We start from the raw sequence: 20001 nt of genomic DNA, 5'->3' as shown, positions 1-20001 counted from the left end.
CGTGCGGAGCGCCGGGCCTGCGCCCGGAGTTCGTTTGGTTTTACCGTTTCGACGCAGACAGACGCTCCGCGCGGAGATTTTCCGGGAGCTTGCGTCGGGTGGCGCTCTTAACGCCTTACCGCAGCGCCTCCGGCGGGCGGGCCGTGCTTGCGACACGGGCCCCGGACCGGGCGAGTATCCCCCTCGCCCCTGACATCCGACATCCATCAGACCCCGGGCGTCGCTCGTCTTGCGTTGACGAACCGGAACCGGGCCCCGCTTCTCCACATCCCGCCGCCAGAGCACGCAAGGCCTCTGCGCCTCCCCGTCCGACGGGACGGGAAGAGTATGCGCCGCCCCCGCCCTGTGCACGGAATAGAGTTTGAGAATTCGTCAGCGCCTTGATTGATCGAGGGAATATCCGCCGAACCCGACTATAATTCCGCGGATTGTCAGCACAGCGTCATGGGGCGGCGGCGGTGGAACATCAACCCGGGCAACGGGGCGACGCGCGAAGGTCATGAACCTGAGTCGTGGCCGCTGACTTCATGATCTCCACGCTGTCAGCAACTTCCGCTTTCCACCCCCAGGCAACCGGCCGCTCCCGGCCCATTGCGGCTCTCGGCTCAGCCTGCCTTCAAGCCTTCCGCACGGGCACTCGTCACGACGACAGCTCGGGGAGCGCGAACGAGCCAGCCCAAGATCACGGGGATGAGGGGAAGGAGACGGCTGAGGTGAAACGTAAGTGGTTCTGGCCCGTCCCAACGGGGGCCGAAGTTCAGCGCCAGGATCATCAAGACGATCCACCCGCCGGTCAGCCCGGCGTTCCTGAGGCGGTGATATGTCAGAACCACAAGAGCGACATAGATCGGCAATCCCGCGAGCGTCGCCACCCACTCCAAGGCTCCAAGCCTCATCATGAGCACGGGGAGAAAGATCGTCGCCACGATGAGCGCGACGCTGGCCCAGCGGTAGTTCCGGATTGCGCTCAGATGGTGAAGGAACGTCGCCATATCTTGAGGCTAGCAGGGCGAACGTCCGCCAGCCACCCATTGCGGGCAGCCAGCCCGCGCCCCCGCCCCTGATCAGATCGAGAAGCTGACCCCGCAGCCGCAGCTGGAGGCGGCGTTCGGATTGCGCACCACGAACTGCGCCCCGGCCAGATCATCGACGAAGGCGATCTCGGAGCCCTTGAGGAAGGGCAGGGAGATCGGGTCGACCAGCGCGGCCTGACCGCCGGCCTCGATGCGGATGTCGTCGGGCCCGGCGGCCTCGACCAGTTCGAAGCGGTACTGGAAGCCGGAGCAGCCGCCGCCGTCGACGGCGACGCGCAGCATCACCGGACGGCCCTCTTCGGCGCCCAGTTTCGCCAGGCGGCGGGCGGCGCTTTCGGACAGGCTGAGGCCATGGCCGCCGGAGGCCGGCGATATCTGGAAGGCGGGGGCGGATTGGACGGTGCTCACGGGGGTCTATATGAGGCGCGGGCGGGCGATCGCAAAGGCCCGGCCATCGAATGAGCAGCCGACGTTGATCCCCGAGCGCGCCGCCTACGCCGAATATCCCGAACACAGCCGCGGCCGGCTGACGCCCGAGCCGATCAGCCGTACGCGCAACGCCTATGCCCGGGACCGCGACCGCATCATCCACGCCACCGCCTTCCGCCGCCTGAAGGAGAAGACCCAGGTCTTTGTGGCCCACGAGGGCGACCACTACCGCACCCGCCTGACCCACTCGCTGGAAGTGGCCCAGATCGCGCGGTCGATCGCCCACGCCCTGCGGCTGGACAGCGATCTGGCCGAGACGGTGGCGCTGGCCCACGACCTCGGCCACCCGCCGTTCGGCCACGCCGGCGAGGACGAGCTGCAGGCGCGGATGGAGCCGTGGGGCGGGTTCGACCACAACGTCCAGACCTTCCGCGTGGTGACGAAGCTGGAGGAGCGGTATCCGCAGTTCGACGGGCTGAACCTGAGCTGGGAGACCGTCGAGGGGGTGGTCAAGCACAACGGGCCGGTGGCCCACCGGCTGGACGAGCCGGCGTGGCGGGCGATCGCCGACTACACCCTGGGCCACGGGGCGCCGGACTGGGACCTGCGGCTGGACAGTTTCGCCTCGCTGGAGGCCCAGGCGGCGGCGATCGCGGACGACATCGCCTACAACAACCACGACGTCGACGACGGAGTGCAGGCGGGGCTGTTCACGCTCGACGACCTGGCCGACGTGCCGCTGATCGGGCCGGTGCTGCACGGGGTGCGCAAGGACTGGCCGGACATCGACGAGCGGATGGTGCGGATCGAGGCGGTGCGCCGGATGATCGGGGTCATGGTCGAGGACGTGCTGGCCGAGACGGAGACGCGGATCGCGGCGGACAATGTCCGCTCGACCGAGGCCGTGCGGACGGCGGGGCGGCCGCTGGTCGGGTTCTCGCACGGCATGCTGGCCGATCTGGGCGTGCTGCGGAAATTCCTGTTCGAGCGGATGTACCGCCACTATCGGGTCAACCGCACCCGCAGTCAGGCGCGGCGGCTGCTGGGCGAGATGTTCGAGCTGTTCATGGCCGACCCGGGCACCCTGCCGCCGGAATGGTCGGGCAAGGCGGGGACCTCGGACGAGGCGCGGCGGGCGCGGGCGGTGTGCGACTACATCGCCGGCATGACCGACCGCTACGCCATCGAGGAACACAGGAAGCTGTTCAGCCTGGATCTGGCGCTGGATCTGTAGGGGTTTCCCTTTCCCGCCGTCATCCTCGGGCTTGACCCGAGGATCAGAGGCGAGAGGCGGGCTGTGCGGCGGCGACGGCCCCGCAACCGCGGCCGTGCGGCGCTCGACGGAGCACCGGACGGTCTGATCCTCGGATCAAGTCCGAGGATGAAGGGGGTAGGGTGGGGACGGCGGCGCGAAGCGGCCTGAAAAAGGACTCCGACCGGGATACAGTGTCTGTTCCGCGCGACGATTCGCGCGGCACGAAAGGCGCGGTCATGTCCCACGAAGATCCCTATCGTCCGAACCAGGGCCGCGACCGGGGCGCCTATACGCCGCCGACCGACGACGACCTGCCGTTCAACCGCCAGGGCTATGACCCGCGCCGGACCGGCGGCGGCGGGGGCGGCGGCGGCAAGGGCCCGCCGATGACGCTGATCATCTCGGCGGTGGTGCTGCTGGTGCTGATCATTGCCGTGGCCATCTACTACGGCCGGGGCGGGCTTCGCGCCTCCGAGGACGCGCCGCCCGCCGTGGGCACGCCGGTCGGCCAGATGAAGTCAGAGGCCCCGATCGACGCCCAGCCGGTCGATCCGACCGCCGGCATCGACGTCTATTCCGAAACCGAGGCGCCCACGGCCGCCCCGACCTTCATTCCGCCGCCGGAACCCGTGCAGCCGCGTCCCGCGCCGGCCCCGACCCAGGCGGCGCCGCCGCCGCCCGCTCCGGCTCCGGCCGCCCCGCCCGCCAAAAAAGCCGAGCCCCGTCCCGCCCCGGTCGGCGGTACCTCCGGCGTCCAGATCGGCGCCTTCTCGACCCCGAACCTGGCCGAGCGCGAATACAACGCCGTCGTCGGCCGCTATCCCCAGCTGACCGAAGGCGGCAGCCGGCGGGTGCAGGAGGTGACGGCGTCGAACGGCTCGACCGTCTACCGCACCACCGTCACCGGCCTGAGCCAGGAGCAGGCGAGAGCCCTGTGCGGCGCCATCAGGGCCTCGGGCGGGGACTGCATCCTTCGGTGACGCGCTCGGCGGCGATCTACGGCTGCGGCGGGCATCGGCTGACGGCGGAGGAACGGCGCTTCTTCGCCGACGCCCGGCCGTGGGGCTTCATCGTCTTTCGCCGCAACGTCGACAGCCCGGAGCAGATGCGGGCGCTGACGGACGAGATGCGCGACTGCGTCGGCGACCCCGACGCGCCGGTGCTGATCGATCAGGAGGGCGGCCGGGTCCAGCGGATGGGCCCGCCGCACTGGCCGAAATATCCGCCGGCCGACGCCTATCTGAAGGCGACCAACGATCCGCTGGCGGCGCGCGAGCTGGTGCGGCTGGGCGCGCGGCTGATGGCCCATGACCTGAGGGCGGTGGGCGTGAACGTCGACTGCGCGCCGGTGCTGGACACGCCCGTCCCCGGCTCTCATGAAATCATCGGCGACCGGGCCTGGGCCCGCGATCCGGCGACGGTGGCCCAGCTGGGCCGGGCGGCGGCGGAGGGGCTGCTGGCGGGCGGGGTGCTGCCGGTGATCAAGCACATGCCGGGGCACGGGCGGGCCTTCGCGGACAGCCACCACGACCTGCCGGTGGTGCACGCCGACCTGAAGACGCTGGAGGGCTGGGACTTCACGCCGTTTCGGGCGTTGTCGGACATGCCGCTGGCGATGACGGCGCATGTGGTGTTCGACGCCGTCGATCCGAAGCGGCCGGCGACGATCTCGAAAAAGGCGGTGAAGCTGATGCGCGAGGGGCTCGGCTTCGGCGGGCTGATCATGACCGACGACCTGTCGATGAAGGCGCTGTCGGGGAGCCTGCGCGAGCGGGCCGAGGCCTCGCTGAAGGCCGGCTGCGACGTGGTCCTGCACTGCAACGGCGAGCTCAAGGAGATGCGGCAGGTCGCGGAGGGCGTCGGCCGGCTGAAGGGCGACGCGGCGAAGCGGGCGGCGGCGGCGCTGGCGCGGATCGTACGCGTGCCCGAGCCGCTGGATCCGACGGAGGCGCGCAACCGGTTCGACGCGCTGATGGCCGGGCGGCTGGAGGCGGCGAAGGGGCCGGATGTCGGGGAGCGGCAGGCCCCGGCCCCAAGTAGCGCGACGCGCGGCAGGCCGCGGACATGACCGACGCCTTCCAGCCCAATCTGGACTTCGCCGCCGTCGAGCAGGCCGACGAGCGCGAGGCGTTCGTGGTCGATCTGGAGGGCTACGAGGGGCCGCTGCACGTGCTGCTGGCGCTGGCGCGGACGCAGAAGGTCGATCTGCTGAAGCTGTCGATCACGAAGCTGGCCGAACAGTATCTGGCCTTCGTGCACGAGGCGCGGCGGCGCAATTTCGCGCTGGCGGCCGACTATCTCGTGATGGCGTCGTGGCTGGCCTATCTGAAGTCGCGCCTGCTGCTGCCGCGCACCGAGAAGGCGGGCGAGGAGATGCCGGCCGAGGAGATGGCCGCCGCCCTGGCCTTCCGGCTGCAGAAGCTGGAGGCGATGAGGAAGGCGGTGGAGGCGATCACCGCCCGGCCCCGGCTGAAGCGCGACGTGTTCACGCGCGGCGATCCGGAGGCGCTGGTCATTATCCCGTCCGACCGGATCGACGCCAGCCTGTACGAGCTGATGGCCGCCTATGTGACGCAGCGGCGGCGCGAGGAGCAGCGCCACTACAATCCCGGCCAGCGGGTCGAGGCGTTCGGGCTGGAGGCGGCGCGCGACTGGCTGCGCGACATCCTGCCCCGGCTGGAGGAGTGGACGCCGCTGGAGCGGGTGGCGCCGGCGCGCCGGACGGCGGAGGGGCCGTCGCAGGCCAGCTTCACCGCCTCGACGCTGTCGGCCAGCCTGGAGCTGGTCAAGGAGGGGGCCATGGATGTGAAACAGGCCGAGGCCTTCGCCGAGCTGTATCTGAAGCGGCGCGGGATGGGCCAGGTGCTGGAGCTGACGCCGTGATCGGTTCTGCCGTTTTCCGTCCGTCATCCTCGGGCTTGACCCGAGGATCAGAGGCGGCCCCGGTCTGTGTTTCAGGGACGGCCCGGCGAGGCGGCCGAGATTCCCGTCACCGCGCACCGGATGATCTGATCCTCGGGTCAAGCCCGAGGATGACGGGTGAAAGGGAGCGGATCTAACGATGGTTCAGTTCGCTCCTGACGAAAACGAGATCGAGCGCCGGGTCGAGGCCCTGCTGTTCGCCGCCGCCGGGCCGCTGTCGGCGGCCGAGATCGCGCGGCGCCTGCCCGAGGGGGCAGACGTCGGCGGGGCCATCTCGGCGCTGCGCGAGCGCTATCAGGGGCGGGGGGTCGAGCTGGAGTGCGTCGCCGACCGCTGGCGCTTCCGCACCGCGCCGGACCTGTCGTTCATGATGACCGAGGAGCGCGAGGAGCCGCGGCGGCTGTCGAAGGCGGCGCTCGAGACCCTGGCCATCATCGCCTACCACCAGCCCTGCACCCGGGCCGAGATCGAGAGCGTCCGCGGGGTGTCGCTGTCCAAGGGCACGCTGGACCTGTTGCTGGAGATGGGCTTCGTGCGGCTGAAGGGGCGGCGGCGCACGCCCGGGCGGCCGGTGACCTACGCCACGGCCGACAAGTTCCTCGAGCATTTCAGCCTGTCGAGCCTGTACGACCTGCCGGGGGTGCAGGAGATGAAGGCGGCCGGGCTGCTGGATCTGTCGATCCCGGTCGGGTTCGAGGTGCCGGACCCGTCGCGGGCGAGCGACGACGACGATGCGCCGCTGCTGCCCGGCGAGGAGGACTCGCCGGAGTTCGCGCAGGATTTCGTGGCGGAGGATTGAGGCTCATCGCTTCCTTCTTCCCCGGAGGGGAGAAGGGAGCGAAGGGGGGTGTCGCAATCCCCCCGAACCCTTGCTAAGCCGCTGCGATGATCGCACGCCTTCGTCCCGTCCCCTTCGACCTCGGCCCCGTCCATTTCGTGGGCATCGGCGGCATCGGCATGAGCGGCATCGCCGAGATCATGCTCAAGATCGGCTATTCGGTGCAGGGGTCGGACGCCAAGGCGTCGGCCAATACCGAGCGGCTGGAGACGCTGGGGGCGAAGATCTTCATCGGCCACGACGCCGGGCACATCGGCGACAGCGTCTCGGCGGTGGTCTATTCGACGGCGGTCAAGGCGACCAACCCGGAGATGACGGCGGCCCGCGAGCGGCGGATCCCGCTGGTGCGCCGGGCCGAGATGCTGGCCGAGCTGATGCGGCTGCAGTTCTCGATCGCGGTCGGCGGCACCCACGGCAAGACCACCACGACCTCGATGGTGGCGGCCATCCTCGACGCCGGCGGGCTGGACCCGACGGTGGTCAACGGCGGCATCATCAACGCCTACGGGACGAATGCGAAGGTCGGCGACGGCGACTGGATCGTGGTCGAGGCCGACGAGAGCGACGGCAGCTTCCTGCGCCTCAAGTCGACGGTGGCCATCGTCACCAACATCGATCCCGAGCACCTCGACCACTACGGGGATTTCGACGGGGTGCGGAAGGCGTTCGTGGACTTCGTCGAGAACATCCCCTTCTACGGTTTCGCCGCCGTCTGCCTCGACCATCCCGAGGTGCAGCGGCTGGTCGCCTCGATCGATAACCGGCGGCTGGTCACCTACGGCATCAATCCGCAGGCCATGGTCCGCGCCGACAATTGCGACATGGGCGCGGACGGCTGCCGCTTCGACGTGGTCATCCAGGGGCGGGGTCTGGCGGCGCTGGACGAGCCGACCCGGATCGAGGGCCTGCACCTGCCGATGGCGGGCTGGCACAATGTCTCCAACGCCCTGGCCGCCATCGCCGTGGCGCGCGAGCTGGACGTGTCGGACGAGGCGATCCGGGCCGGGTTAGCGGGCTTCGGCGGCGTGCGGCGGCGCTTCACCACCACCGGCGTGGTCGGCGGGGTGCGCATCGTCGACGACTACGGCCACCACCCGGTCGAGATCGCCGCCGTGCTCAAGGCCGCGCGGCAGGTGGCCCAGAACGCGGAAGGCAGCGGTCGCGTCATCGCCGTGGTCCAGCCGCACCGTTTCACCCGGCTGCGCGACCTGATGGAGGAGTTCTCGACCTGCTTCTCGGACGCCGACGCGGTGATCGTGGCCGACGTCTATGCGGCCGGGGAGACGCCGATCGAGGGCGTCGACAAGGAGACGCTGGTCGAGGGGATCCGCCGGTTCGGCCACCGGTCGGTGCAGGCGCTGGAGAGCGTCGAGGCGCTGCCGGGGGCGGTGGCTGCGGAGGCGAAGGCGGGGGATATCGTGGTCCTGCTCGGCGCCGGCGACATCACCCAGTGGGCCTATGCCCTGCCGGGGCAGCTGGAGGGGCTGGGTTGAGCCTCTTTCCATCCGCTCATCCCGGCGAAAGCCGGGACCCAGTTCTGTCCAGCTTGATGCGGGTGTTTCAGGACAGCGGCCTGCAGCATTTCTCACCGATCCATCACCCAAAGCACTGGGTCCCGGCTTTCGCCGGGATGAGCGGAATTTTGAATGTCCTGGCGTGACTCCCTCCCTGCCGTCCGCGGCAAGCTTCTGCGCGACGAGCCGCTCGGGCCGTTCACATGGTTCCGCGTGGGCGGAAACGCCGACGCGCTGTTCATCCCGGCCGACCCGGACGACCTCGCCGACTTTCTGAAGGCGCTGGACCCCGCCGTGCCGGTGACGGTGCTCGGCGTCGGTTCGAACGTCATCGTGCGCGACGGCGGGGTCGAGGGCGTGGTGATCCGGCTGGCCGGGCGGCCGTTCGCCGGGATCGCGACCGAGGGCGACACGATCACCGCAGGCGCGGGCGCGCTGGACTCCATGGTGGCGAAGGCGTCCGCGAAGGCCGGGCTGGCGGGGCTGGAGTTCTACGCCGGCATCCCCGGAACCATCGGCGGCGCCCTGACCATGAACGCCGGCTGCTACGGCGCCGAGACCAAGGACATCCTCGTCTCGGCCTGGGGGCTGACGCGGGCGGGGGAGCGTGTCGACTATCGGTTGGCGGACTTCGGCTACACCTATCGGCATTCGGAAGCGCCGGCGGATATCATCTGGATCGAGGCGACCTATCGCGGGACGCCGGCCGATCCGGAAGCGGTGGCCGCGAAAATTTCTGAAATCACCTCGCGCCGCGAACAGACCCAACCGATCCGCGAGAAGACCGGCGGCTCGACCTTCAAGAACCCGCCCGGCCACTCGTCATGGAAGCTGGTCGACGAGGCGGGCTGGCGTGGGAAGCTGTTCCAGGCGACCGGGGGCGGGGCGATGTTCAGCGAACTGCATACCAACTTCATGATCAATCCGGGCGAGGCCACGGCGGCCGATATCGAGGGATTGGGCGAAACCGTACGCGCGGACGTGCTGGCGAAGACGGGCGTGCAGTTGGACTGGGAGATCAAGCGCATCGGGCGGACGTGAATCTCCCCTTCCCCTCGAGGGGGAAGGGGTCGGGGGTTGGGGTGGAGGCAGGCTGGGTCCGAAGACGGCGCGTGAGGCGCCGTTGAAAGCGTCGGACGGAGCCGAACCGCGCCCTTCCTCCAGACATCCTGCCTCCACCCCACCCAACCCTCCCCCTCGAGGGGAGGGCTTTCACGTTGTTCGCCCACCCATCATTTCACGGCCGGGAGCCGATTGGTTGACGGGCTGTTAAGTACGGTTGTCGCATTGCGGTGACTGTTCCGGAGCTTCGCATGACCCGCCCCTTCGCAGACCTTCACGTCGCCGTCCTGATGGGCGGACTGTCGGCGGAGCGCGAGGTGTCGCTGAGTTCGGGCAAGCAGTGCGCCGACGCCCTGGAAGGGCAGGCAGCCCGGGTCAGCCGGGTCGACGCCGGGCGCGACATCGCCCAGGTCCTGACCGCGCTGAAGCCGGACGTGGTGCTGAACGCCCTGCACGGCGAATGGGGCGAGGACGGCTGCGTCCAGGGCATCCTCGAGACGCTGCAGATTCCCTATACCCACTCCGGCGTGCTGGCCTCGGCCATCACCATGGACAAGGACAAGACCAAGTCCATCCTGCGCGCGGCCGGCGTCGTGGTGCCCGGCGGCGGACTGTTCGACCGGTTCGAGGTGGCCCGCCGCCACGTCCTCCCGCCGCCCTACATCATCAAGCCGAACGCCGAGGGGTCCTCGGTCGGAGTCTATCTGGTGCCCGAGGGCGCCAACGGGCCGCAGACGGCGGTCGGCGCCGCGGACTGGACCTATGGCGACCAGGTGATGGTCGAGCCGTATATTCCCGGCCGGGAGCTGGCCGTCGCCGTGATCGGCGAGGTCTCGGGCCCGCGCGCCCTGACGGTCACCGACATCACCCCGGTCAAGGGCTTCTACGACTACGAAGCCAAATACGCCCCCGGCGGCTCTGTGCACAAACTGCCCGCCGACCTGCCGGCCGCCGTGTTCGAGGCCGCGATGCGCGAATCGGAGCTGGCGCACACGGCCCTGGGTTGCCGCGGGGTGTCCCGTTCGGACTTTCGTTATGACGATCTTAACGACGTTCTCGTTCTTCTGGAGGTCAATACCCAGCCCGGCATGACGCCGACCTCGCTCGTTCCCGAGCAGGCCGCCCATGTCGGAATGAGTTATAAAGACCTGGTCCGGTGGATGGTGGAGGACGCCTCATGCCCGCGGTAGTTCGCGGCGGTCGGCGACAGAGTTCCAAGCAGCCCGCAAAGCGGTCCGCGGCTCCGAAATCCGGAGGCCGGGGCCGCTCGCCCCGCAACGCCTCGGCCACGCCCGACAAGGTGGCGGCGATCGGCCGGCTCGACCTGTCGCCGCGCGCCGTCGTCATTTCGATCTTCGCCGGCGTCCTCGTTCTGGCGGGCGTGCTGGCGACCGGCGCGCGCGCGGACCGGATCGGGGCTTCGATCAGCGGGGGCGTGGACGGTCTGGCCGTCGGCATGGGGCTGAAGCTCGAAAAGGTCTTCATCGAGGGCGAGTCCGCGGAGGCGAACGCCGCCATCCAGCGGGCGGTGCAGCTGCAGCCCGGCCAGGCGATGACCTCCATCGACCTGGACGCCGTGCGCGAGCGGGTCGAGGGCGTCGGCTGGGTCAAGTCGGCCCGGGTCATCCGCCTGCTGCCCAACACCCTGATCGTCGACGTGACGGAGCATGACCGGCTGGCCATCTGGCAGGCCGGCGGCCGCAATCTGGTCATCGACAGTCACGGCCAGGTCATCCGCGGCGCGGACGCGGGCCGCTATCCGAACCTGCCGCTGGTCGTGGGCAAGGGCGCCGAGCAGGCGGCCGCCGAGGTGCTGCCGCTGATCGCCCAGCGCCCGCGGCTGATGGCCCGGCTGGAGGCGCTGGTGCGCGTGGACGAGCGCCGCTGGGATCTGCGCCTCAAGGACGGCAGCCTGATCCAGCTGCCCGCCACCGACCAGGACGCGGCCCTGATCCAGCTGGATGCGCTGGATCAGCGCGAACGGCTGCTGGAGCTCGGGTTCGCCCGCATCGATCTGAGAACGCCCGAGGAGGTCGCCGTCCGGCCCTCCGCCGGCGGCGCCGGGAAACAGGGATAGTACGAATGGCTGGACGGTCTGTGGACAAGTCTGTGGATGGCGGCAAATCCGCCGCGGGCCGCGCGCCGGTCGTGGCCGCGCTGGATCTCGGCCAGTCCAAGGTCGGCTGCTTCATCATGAAGCCGGACGGCGTGCGCCATGCCGACCGCACCATCCGGGTGGCGGGGGCGGGGCATGTCCAGTCGCGCGGCATCCGCGGCGGCGGCATCGTCAACATGGACGAGGCGGCGCAGGCCATCGGTCACGCCGTCGAACGGGCCGAGCGCGCGGCCGGCTCGCCGGTCTCGGGCGTGGTCGTGACCACCGCCATCGGCCAGATGGCCAGCCACCGGGTGCAGGCCCGGGTCTCTCTCGGCGCCAATCCGGTCGGCGACGCCGACCTGGCGCGGGCCATCGCCATGGCCCTGGCGCAGATCCGCCTGCCGAACCGCCGCCCGATCCACGTGCTGCCAATCGCCTGGTCGGTCGACGGCGCGCGCGGCGTGCACGATCCGCGCGCCATGAAGGGCCATTCGCTGGGACTGGACCTGCTGGTGGTGTCGATGGCCGAGAGCGCCTTCACCGCCCTGAGCCACTGCCTCGAACTGGCGCACCTCGACCTGCAGGGCGTGGTCGCCGCGCCGGTGGCGTCGTCGCTGGCGGCGCTGGAAGACGACGAGATGGATCTCGGCTGCGTCTGTATCGACATGGGCGGCGGCGCGACCTCGGCGGCGGTGTGGGGCGGACGCTCGCTGCTGCACATCGAAAGCCTCAACGTCGGCGGCGACCATGTCACGGCCGACATCGCCCGGGGCCTGTCGACCTCGCGCGCCGGGGCCGAGCGGCTGAAGACCCTGCACGGCTCGGCCATGGCCAGCGCCAACGAGGACCGCGAGATGCTGGAGGCCCCGCCGCGCGGCGAGGACGCCTCGGCCGGGCCGGTTGTGGTGCCGCGGGCCATGCTGAAGACCGTCATCGCGCCACGCGTCGAGGAGACGCTGGAACTGCTGCGCGACCGTCTGCGCAACGCCGGGGTCGGCCTCGAGCCGGGCGCGGGCCTGGTCCTGACCGGCGGGGCCAGCCAGCTGAACGGCGTCCGGGAACTGGCCGTCCGGGTGTTCGACCGGCCGGTGCGGCTGGGCAAGCCGCAGCGCGCGCCGCACCTGGCGGACGCCGCCTCGGGCCCGGCCTTCTGCTCGGCCGCCGGCGTGCTGCTGCGCGCCGCCTACGGGCCACGGGAGGCCGTCTCGGCCCGCAAGCTGATGTCGCGCCAGATCACCGCCGCCGACGCCCCCCGCATGCACCGCGGCGGCCTGGTGGCGCGCGCGGCCGGCTGGCTGCGCGAAAACCTCTAGACTCCATTCCTGCGACGGATCTGAAACGATCGCCGTTCAGCGGCGGCCGTCGTTGCATGTCCGCCCGTCGGCGGTTCGGGCAGGCCGCCAGCCGGCCGCTGGCGCGGGCAAAAGAAAAGGGCGACGGGTTTCCCCGCCGCCCTCAAAGGCTTGCCTCGTGAGCGTTCCTAGAACGAGCGCGAGATGTTGATGAAGCCGGTCCGGCCGGTCCAGTCGTACTGCGACACCAGCGGGGTGTTTCCGATGAGCGACGAGCCGCTCGAGAGCCCGAAGTAGGGGGGGTTCTCGTCGAACAGGTTCTGGATGCCGGCGTGCACGGTCCACTTGTCGAAGCGACGACGCACGGAGATCGTGTGGTTCAGATACGCATCCACGCCGCGCTCGACGAACACCGGCTCACCCAGGAAGGTGGTGGCGTTGCCGGGGACCGCGAAGAACGGATCGTTGTCCGCTTCACCGACGTAGTCGACGCCGTAGAAGACCGTCCAGTCGCCGCGCTCGAAGCGGAACGACAGTTCACCCACGGTCTCCGGGCTGCCCACGCGGCTGTTCAGAACGGTCGGAGTCGACGCGTTGAACACCTGCCGGGTCCAGTCGAGGATGTGGCTGACGCGGGCGTTGATCGTCATGTCCATGAAGGAGAACTCCCTCGCGTAACGGACATTCAGATCGAGGCCTTTGCTGTTCTGCTTGGCGATGTTCACGTAGCTGTTGTTGACCGTCAGGATCTGGTTGTACCGGGCCGAGGCCGGATCGCGGTCACGCGTGAACAGGGTGCAGAGCGGGTCGTTCGGGAAGTCCTCCGAGTTGTAGCAGGTCGACAGGATGTTGGCGGCGCCGAACTGGGCGACCTCATCGTCGACCTCGACGTTGAAGTAATCCAGGGCCACGCTGAGGTCGACGAACGACGGGGTCCAGATCAAGCCCACCGAGGTGGCTTCAGCGGTTTCCGGCTCCAGGATGCCCGCACCGCCACCGGCGATGATGAGCGCCGAGGAGCCCGGGTCGTTGTAGGTGGGCGGCACGCCGTCCGCGGCGCAGTTGGTCTGCAGCACGGTGTTGGTGCTCGTACCCCAGTTACGGCAGGGGTCCACGCTGGCCTGACCGAGGAAGCTGGTCTGGTTGGCGAGGTACAGTTCGTACAGCGCCGGAGCGCGGAACGACGTGCCGTTCGACGCCCGGATGCGGAACTCCGGCGTGATGCGCCAGTTGAGGCCGACCTTGTAGGTCGAGTTCTTGCCGTAGGAGTCGTAGTCCGAGTGACGGCCCGACAGGTTGATGCTCAGGCTTTCGGCCAGCGGAAGCGAGCGCAGCAGCGGGATTTCGAACTCGGCGAAGACTTCCTTGACGGTGTCCGAACCGGCGGTGCGTCCGGCCGAGGTGGAGCCCCACAGGTTGCCGCGGATCTGTTCCGGCCCGGGCGTGTCGTCGATCTCTTCCTTCCGCATGTGGAAGCCCAGGGCCGCGCCGACGACACCGGCGGGCAGGGTGAAGAGGTCGCCGGAGATCACGCCTTCGACGTACTGGTGGACGTAGGTCGTGTTGCCGACTTCATAGCCCTGCAGGAAGGCCATCTGGTCGGCCGGCAGGGCGCCGTTGACCACGAAGTCTTCCGTGAACCAGTCGATACCGCCGGTCGGGCAGGTGGTGGCCGAGATCAGGATGGCGGCGTCGCAGTTGCCGTTGACGGCGCCGAACGGACGCGGAGCGGTGTCGGCGGCGTCGATGTCGCCGTCGCCGTCCAGGTCCCGGAAGTTGCCAGTCGCGTCGCGGCCGAACAGGGCGTAGTAGCCCGCGGTCGCTTCGACGCGGTCGTTGTAGAAGAAGTTGCCGCCGTAGTCGCCGTCAGACTTGCTGTACTGGGCGGTCAGTTCCCAATCCCACGTCTTCCCGCCGAAATCGACGTCGCCGCGCAGACCGATGACGCCGCGGGCGTAGTCGACCTTCTGGTCGTTGTTGGAGTTCACCAGCGCCACCGGCGTCGCGTAGTAGCCGCCGTTGAAGGTGTTGCCCATGCCGTTGAAGGGGCCGCCGAACGGGTTTTCCGAGTGACGCGGAGAAACCGTCGGGAACAGCTGACGCCAGCTGCGCTGTTCCGACTCGCGACGGTTCAGCAGCAGTTCCCCGAACAGTTCGATGTTCGGGGTCAGGTCATAGCCGCCCATGGCGGTCAGGCTGTAGCGCGTCACCGGCGAGATGGCGGTGCGGCTGGCGTAGCGATCATTATACAGCGGATACACCGAATAGGCCGCGCGGCGGACCGCGGTCGGCGAAGCGGTGATCGAGCAGTCGGGGCCCGGCGTGGCGCCGCTGTTGAAGCCGCCGGCGACCTGCTGGAAGCCCGGAGCGTCGCAGTTCACGAAGCCGCCGCCCTGGACCGCGCCGCTGTTGAAGACGAAGTCGCCGTCGCGGCGGTTCATCGGGGCGACGGGGCCGGCGCTGCCAGCGAGCTGGGTGCGGATGATGCTGTTGAGGGTGAAGTCGCACTTGTACTCGCCGTTCTCGAGCACGTCGCGGCGGATCAGCAGGTCCGGGTCGGCGAAGACGCGGTCTTGCGGGCAGTCGAAGTGGTCGCGCTCGCCGAACAGCAGTTCCTTGCGCTCGTAGTAGTCGAAGCCGCCGGACAGGTAGCCGCGGTCGAAGGTGTTGCCGTAGCTGCCGCTGGCCCGGTACTCCTCGCCACCGCCGTCGAACGGCACGCTGGCGTAGGCTTCAATGACCCCGCCATCGACGTTGGTCTTGGTGATGATGTTGATGACGCCGGCGACGGCGTCCGACCCGTAGATGGACGAAGCGCCGTCCGTCAGGATCTCGACGCGCTCGATCAGCGAACTCGGGATGGTGTTCAGGTCGGTCGGGCCGACCGTGCCGCGCACGCCGGCCGGGCCGGCGCGACGGCCGTTAAGCAGGACCAGGGTGCGCTGGGCGCCGAGGCCGCGCAGCGACACCGTGTTGACGCCCGGGCCGCCGGTGGTGACGAAGCCGGTGAAGAAGTTGTTGATCTGGGTGGCCGTGTTGGCCGCCGTCGACGACTGCAGGATCTCGGAGGTGTCGGCGAGGCCTTCAAGCGTCGACTGCTCGGACGTGATCACCTGGATCGGCTGCGAGCTGGTGAACTCGTTGCGGCGAATGCGCGAACCGGTGATGACGACTTCGCCAACGTCGGTCGCGTCTTCCTGTTCGTCCTCCTCCTGCTGGCTCTGGGCCGGCTGGGTCTGGGCCATCACCATGGACGGGGCGAAAACCGCAAGCCCGGCGATAATGGTTGAGGCCAGAAGAGTCTTTCTATCGAACGCCATAAGGTTCGTCCCCCGAAGATGTCTGAAGCGATATGAAACTTTGACCGCACTCTCCCCCAAGGGGCAAAGGCGCCATGTTTCGACCGTAACAGGATTGTCGCCGCGGCCAAGCAACCGGGGCCGCAATATGGCAGACGATGGCGCATACGTAACGCAAACGACACACTCGAGCGGCTTGCGGTGACGACCCGCTCTCTCGCATCCGTCGGGATTCCCGGTGCTTTTCGGATCGTGGCGTGCGGCGAATGTAGCACGTGCGTTCCGGAAATCAGGCGATATAGTGGCCGCAAAGGCCCCTGGACTAAGTCGCTTTCGACGGGGGCGGTGACGGCCTTGGCGGGGGGAGTTTGCTTATGAACCGGATTCTGATCGGGGCGGTCGCCTCGGTGTTGATCGCTGCCGGCGCGCCGGCGGGACCCGCGGTCGCCCAGACCGCCGCGAGCTTGCCGCCCGCGACAGCCTGGGCCCGCGAACCGGCGATCGCCTCGGTCGACGTTTCGCCTGACGGCCGGCATGTGGTCGCGGTGATCTCACCGGACGGCCGGCAGCGGGTCGTCGCCATCTGGAAGACCGCCGCGATGAACGAGGCTCCGTTCATCGTCGGTTCCGACGACGAGCGGGCCGAGGTCGTCGGCGCCCAGTTCATCAAGAACGACCGGATTTTCGTCACCACCCAGCAACTGCGGGATTTCAACCCCTTCACGGGCCAGCGCGAGCGCAGCTTCCTTCAGCGGACCCAGGTTCTGACCCTGGAAGGCCGGCCAGCGAGATCGTCCCTGACGTTCGATGGCCTCGACGAGACCCAGCAGGCGATCGTCGGCGTCGGGAGGCTGATCAGCGATCTGCCCCGCGACCCCGAGAACATCATCATCGCCGACCCTCGCCGCGGCGATAAGTACAGGCTGAACCTCTACACCGGCCGGGCCGAGCGGATCGAGCGGGGCTCGGAACGCTTCGGTGGCGAGCAGGCCGATCTCAACGGGGAAATCCGCGCCAAGACCGAGTTCGATTTCGACAACGGCGCGGCCTACATCGCCCAGTGGATCAAGCATCCGGACTCCGGCGAATGGGCCGAACATTTCCGCTACTACGCCCGGGACCGGCAGCCGGTCTCCATCGTCGGCTTCTCCAACGATCCCAACGTGGTGTTCGTCAGCAAGACCGAGGGGCGCGACCGCGCCGCCATCTACGAATACAGGATCCGCGAACGCGAATTCGGCGAGATCGCCTTTGCCCACCCCCTGTTCGAGGCGGGCGGCGTGGTGCGCTCGCGCGCGCCGGCCAATTTCGGCGAGATCGTCGGCTTCACCTATGAGGGCGAGCGCGGCCGCACCTATTTCACCGATCCGGTGCTGGACCAGGCCTTCACGGATCTGCGCCGCGCCACCGGCGTCACCACGGTCCCGGTGGACTGGGTCGACATCGAAACCGGCGAGCGCAGTCGTTTCACGGTCGGCGACGGCGCCGACATCTCGCTTGTGGCGACTTCGGATGACCGGTCCGAGATCATCATCAGCAAGTCGGGGCCGACCACGCCGACCGAATACTACATCCTGATCGACGGTCGTGTCCGGCTGCTGGGCCGCGCCTATCCCGAACTGCGGGAGGCGCCCCTCGGGGAGACCACGCTGATACAATATGCGGCCCGCGACGGGCTGATGATCCCGGCCTTCCTGACCAAGCCTGATCCGGAGGTTTATGGACCGGGACCCTATCCGACCATCATCACGCCGCACGGCGGACCCTGGTCGCGGGACAGCCTGTCCTGGGATACGACGGGCTGGACCCAGTATTTCGCCACCCGCGGCTTCGCGGTTCTGCAGCCCCAGTTTCGGGGCTCGGAAGGCTGGGGGCAGCGGTTGTGGCGCGCCGGCGACCGCGAGTGGGGCCGCAAGATGCAGGACGACAACGATGACGGCGTCCGCCATCTGGTCGCCGAGGGCGTCGCCGATCCCGGCCGGGTGGCCATGCACGGCTATTCCTATGGCGGCTATGCCTCGATGATGGCGGCGGTCCGTCCGAACGGCCTGTACCAGTGCGCCGTCGCGGGGGCCGGCCCGGCCACCATCGCCCTGTTCAAGAAGGGCACCTACAACAACCGTTTCCTGCGCGAGTTCCAGCATCCGACGGCCGACGGCGAGGATCCGTTGCGCCGGGTGGGCGAGGTGTCGATCCCGCTCTATCTCTACACGGGCGACCGCGACACGCGCGTCCTGCCGTCCGAGTCCGAGACCATGGCGGCGGCGCTGCGCAACGCCGGCAAGCCGGTCAAGCTGACCATCCTGCCGGACATGGAGCACACGATTAACACCTGGAACCCGACGAACTTCGCCAATGTGCTGACCAGCGTCGAGGACTTCCTGCGCAACGACTGCGGCCCCGGCGGCATCTGACGCATCGGAAATCGAATGACGGGGGCGCGCGAGGGCCGCCCCCTTTCGTTCTCCACAGCGGGAATTCTGCCGTGAAGGTTAATGAATTCCGTGGCCCCCGGCCCGACTCAGACTATCCGGTAACACTCCCTTAAGCAGAGGGGGTGTTTCCTTAACGCGCTCATAACCAATGCGATTCGGCGGGGTTTTCGCATTGCGGCGTTCAAGGGCAGGGTCGGATAAGGTCGGATAAGAATATGTCTCTCTCGCTGGTGCGTCCGCAACACACGGAACTGAAGCCCCGCATCGTCGTCTTCGGCGTCGGCGGCGCCGGCGGCAACGCCGTCAACAACATGATCGACGCCGGCCTCGAAGGGGTCGAGTTCGTCGTCGCCAACACCGACGCGCAGCATCTGTCGTTCGCCAAGACGGACCGCCGTGTCCAGCTGGGCGAGACCATCACCCAGGGCCTGGGCGCGGGCGCCCACCCCGAGGTCGGCATGAACGCCGCCGAGGAAAGCGCCGAGGAGATCTACGGGCACCTGGACGGCGCCCACATGGTCTTCATCACCGCCGGCATGGGCGGCGGCACCGGCACCGGCGCGGCGCCCGTCATCGCCAAATGCGCGCGCGACCGCGGCATCCTGACGGTCGGCGTGGTGACCAAGCCCTTCACCTTCGAGGGCCGCCACCGCATGCGTCTGGCCGACGCGGGCATCGCCGAGCTGCAGCGCTACGTCGACACCCTGATCGTCATTCCGAACCAGAACCTGTTCCGCGTCGCCAACGAGCGCACCACCTTCGCCGACGCCTTCGGCATGGCCGACCAGGTGCTGCACTCGGGCGTGCGCTCGATCACCGACCTGATGATCCTGCCGGGACTGATCAACCTCGACTTCGCCGACGTCCGCGCCGTCATGTCCGAGATGGGCAAGGCGATGATGGGCACGGGCGAGGCCTCGGGCGACGATCGAGCCCTGATGGCGGCCCAGAACGCCATCGCCAACCCGCTGCTGGACGAGACCTCGCTCAAGGGCGCCAAGGCCGTGCTGGTCAACATCACCGGCGGCATGGACATGACCCTGCTGGAAGTCGACGAGGCCGCCAACGCCATCGCCGGCGAGGTCGACGCCGACGCCAACATCATCTTCGGCGCCGCCTTCGATCCGGCCCTCGACGGCAAGATCCGCGTCTCCGTGGTGGCCACCGGCATGGAAGACCTGAGCGCGGCCCAGTCGCCGTCGTCGACCTCGAGCACGATCTTCGACACCCGCCGCCCGACCCCGTCTTACGCCGCCTCGCGCGCCGAGCCGGTGCGCCAGGACGCGCTGCGGGAACCGGTTCGCGCCGAGGCGCCGCGCCAGCCCGAGCCCGCCCCGATCGTCCCGACCTTTCCGTCCAGCCAGCCGACCTTCGGATCCCGCGCTCCCGAGCCGCGTCCGGAGCCGGTGATCCACGTCGCCGAGGAGCGCGCGCTGGAGCCGATCGTCGATCCCTGGGTCGAGGAATATGAATCCTCGCCGCGCACCGCGGCCCAGGCCGCCGCGCCCGCCGGGCAGGGCGACCTGTACATGGATCGTACCGGCGATCGCCCGGCGCCGGAGCCCGAGCAGCGCCGCGCCGAACCGGCCTATGACGACCACGACGATCGCGACCATCGCAAGTCGGGCTGGAGTCTGTTCGGCCGCGCCAAGCGCCAGCCGGTCCAGCCGACCTACGCGCCCCAGTCGCGCACCACCGAAATGCGCTCGACCAGCCAGGTCCAGCCGACGCCGGAGCCCGAACAGGGCCAGGCCGAGGACGATCTGGAGATTCCGTCCTTCCTGCGCCGCCTGGCGAACTAGGCCGCAGGATTCGAACGAACC

Annotated in this window: 15 protein-coding genes; 12 read left to right on the top strand and 3 right to left on the bottom strand. The window is 69.0% G+C overall.

What is annotated here, in order from left to right; translation table 11 throughout:
- Positions 1–605 precede the first annotated feature (605 nt).
- The gene (locus tag VEB62_RS00775; RefSeq protein ID WP_324794504.1) at positions 606–992 is read right to left on the bottom strand and encodes a hypothetical protein; all 387 of its coding nucleotides are present in this window, start codon (positions 990–992) and stop codon (positions 606–608) included.
- Between the two features lie 72 nt (positions 993–1064).
- A complete protein-coding gene (erpA, locus tag VEB62_RS00770) occupies positions 1065–1442 on the bottom strand; it encodes an iron-sulfur cluster insertion protein ErpA (RefSeq protein ID WP_324794502.1) in 378 nt (125 codons plus the stop codon).
- A gap of 10 nt (positions 1443–1452) precedes the next feature.
- Here erpA and VEB62_RS00765 point away from each other — a divergent pair, with 10 nt between their 5' ends.
- From VEB62_RS00765 to ftsA, 10 genes are all read left to right on the top strand, one after another.
- Complete coding sequence (locus VEB62_RS00765; RefSeq protein ID WP_324794500.1) at positions 1453–2697, top strand: deoxyguanosinetriphosphate triphosphohydrolase; 1245 nt, start codon at positions 1453–1455, stop codon at positions 2695–2697.
- 257 nt (positions 2698–2954) lie between these two features.
- Positions 2955–3698 (top strand): SPOR domain-containing protein, encoded by a 744-nt coding sequence (locus VEB62_RS00760; protein WP_324794498.1) that lies wholly within the window; start codon positions 2955–2957, stop codon positions 3696–3698.
- Complete coding sequence (nagZ, locus tag VEB62_RS00755) at positions 3653–4786, top strand: beta-N-acetylhexosaminidase (RefSeq protein WP_324794496.1); 1134 nt, start codon at positions 3653–3655, stop codon at positions 4784–4786. Before VEB62_RS00760 ends, nagZ begins: the two co-directional genes overlap by 46 nt.
- Positions 4783–5601, top strand: coding sequence for a segregation and condensation protein A (locus VEB62_RS00750; RefSeq protein WP_324794494.1), 819 nt, complete (start codon positions 4783–4785; stop codon positions 5599–5601). Before nagZ ends, VEB62_RS00750 begins: the two co-directional genes overlap by 4 nt.
- Before the next feature lie 178 nt (positions 5602–5779).
- A complete protein-coding gene (scpB, locus tag VEB62_RS00745) occupies positions 5780–6439 on the top strand; it encodes an SMC-Scp complex subunit ScpB (protein WP_324794492.1) in 660 nt (219 codons plus the stop codon).
- 86 nt (positions 6440–6525) lie between these two features.
- A complete protein-coding gene (murC, locus tag VEB62_RS00740; RefSeq protein WP_324794491.1) occupies positions 6526–7971 on the top strand; it encodes a UDP-N-acetylmuramate--L-alanine ligase in 1446 nt (481 codons plus the stop codon).
- A gap of 153 nt (positions 7972–8124) precedes the next feature.
- Positions 8125–9033 (top strand): UDP-N-acetylmuramate dehydrogenase, encoded by a 909-nt coding sequence (murB, locus tag VEB62_RS00735; RefSeq protein WP_324794489.1) that lies wholly within the window; start codon positions 8125–8127, stop codon positions 9031–9033.
- Positions 9034–9305: 272 nt separating this feature from the next.
- Complete coding sequence (locus VEB62_RS00730) at positions 9306–10244, top strand: D-alanine--D-alanine ligase (protein ID WP_324794487.1); 939 nt, start codon at positions 9306–9308, stop codon at positions 10242–10244.
- Positions 10232–11131 (top strand): cell division protein FtsQ/DivIB, encoded by a 900-nt coding sequence (locus tag VEB62_RS00725; protein WP_324794485.1) that lies wholly within the window; start codon positions 10232–10234, stop codon positions 11129–11131. The genes VEB62_RS00730 and VEB62_RS00725 overlap by 13 nt, the downstream gene beginning before the upstream one ends.
- The gene (gene ftsA / locus VEB62_RS00720) at positions 11128–12465 is read left to right on the top strand and encodes a cell division protein FtsA (RefSeq protein WP_414641969.1); all 1338 of its coding nucleotides are present in this window, start codon (positions 11128–11130) and stop codon (positions 12463–12465) included. Before VEB62_RS00725 ends, ftsA begins: the two co-directional genes overlap by 4 nt.
- Before the next feature lie 167 nt (positions 12466–12632).
- On the opposite strand, the gene VEB62_RS00715 is transcribed toward ftsA, so the two are convergent.
- On the bottom strand, positions 12633–15689 hold the full coding sequence (locus tag VEB62_RS00715) for a TonB-dependent receptor domain-containing protein (protein ID WP_324794481.1): 3057 nt from the start codon (positions 15687–15689) through the stop codon (positions 12633–12635).
- Between the two features lie 428 nt (positions 15690–16117).
- On the opposite strand from VEB62_RS00715, the gene VEB62_RS00710 reads away from it, so the two are divergent.
- Together VEB62_RS00710 and ftsZ are read left to right on the top strand one after the other, a co-directional pair.
- The gene (locus VEB62_RS00710; protein WP_324794479.1) at positions 16118–18157 is read left to right on the top strand and encodes an alpha/beta hydrolase family protein; all 2040 of its coding nucleotides are present in this window, start codon (positions 16118–16120) and stop codon (positions 18155–18157) included.
- A 236-nt stretch (positions 18158–18393) separates the two neighbouring features.
- Positions 18394–19980 carry a cell division protein FtsZ gene (ftsZ, locus tag VEB62_RS00705; RefSeq protein ID WP_324794477.1) on the top strand — a complete coding sequence of 529 codons (1587 nt, stop codon included), beginning with the start codon at positions 18394–18396 and terminating at the stop codon, positions 19978–19980.
- Positions 19981–20001: the final 21 nt, after the last annotated feature.

This window comes from Brevundimonas sp., assembly GCF_035626975.1.
GTDB lineage: Bacteria > Pseudomonadota > Alphaproteobacteria > Caulobacterales > Caulobacteraceae > Brevundimonas.
This window is presented reverse-complemented; position numbering and strand designations above follow the sequence as displayed.

Bases quoted from the DNA above. Each gene is read 5' to 3' on its own strand.
- ftsZ (WP_324794477.1), top strand. From the start codon at position 18,394: ATGTCTCTCTCGCTGGTGCGTCCGCAACACACGGAACTGAAGCCCCGC.
- murC (WP_324794491.1), top strand. From the start codon at position 6,526: ATGATCGCACGCCTTCGTCCCGTCCCCTTCGACCTCGGCCCCGTCCAT.
- scpB (WP_324794492.1), top strand. From the start codon at position 5,780: ATGGTTCAGTTCGCTCCTGACGAAAACGAGATCGAGCGCCGGGTCGAG.
- VEB62_RS00765 (WP_324794500.1), top strand. From the start codon at position 1,453: ATGAGGCGCGGGCGGGCGATCGCAAAGGCCCGGCCATCGAATGAGCAG.
- VEB62_RS00715 (WP_324794481.1), bottom strand. From the start codon at position 15,689: ATGGCCCAGACCCAGCCGGCCCAGAGCCAGCAGGAGGAGGACGAACAG.
- VEB62_RS00760 (WP_324794498.1), top strand. From the start codon at position 2,955: ATGTCCCACGAAGATCCCTATCGTCCGAACCAGGGCCGCGACCGGGGC.
- VEB62_RS00750 (WP_324794494.1), top strand. From the start codon at position 4,783: ATGACCGACGCCTTCCAGCCCAATCTGGACTTCGCCGCCGTCGAGCAG.
- VEB62_RS00710 (WP_324794479.1), top strand. From the start codon at position 16,118: ATGAACCGGATTCTGATCGGGGCGGTCGCCTCGGTGTTGATCGCTGCC.
- VEB62_RS00730 (WP_324794487.1), top strand. From the start codon at position 9,306: ATGACCCGCCCCTTCGCAGACCTTCACGTCGCCGTCCTGATGGGCGGA.
- VEB62_RS00725 (WP_324794485.1), top strand. From the start codon at position 10,232: ATGCCCGCGGTAGTTCGCGGCGGTCGGCGACAGAGTTCCAAGCAGCCC.
- VEB62_RS00775 (WP_324794504.1), bottom strand. From the start codon at position 992: ATGGCGACGTTCCTTCACCATCTGAGCGCAATCCGGAACTACCGCTGG.
- murB (WP_324794489.1), top strand. From the start codon at position 8,125: ATGTCCTGGCGTGACTCCCTCCCTGCCGTCCGCGGCAAGCTTCTGCGC.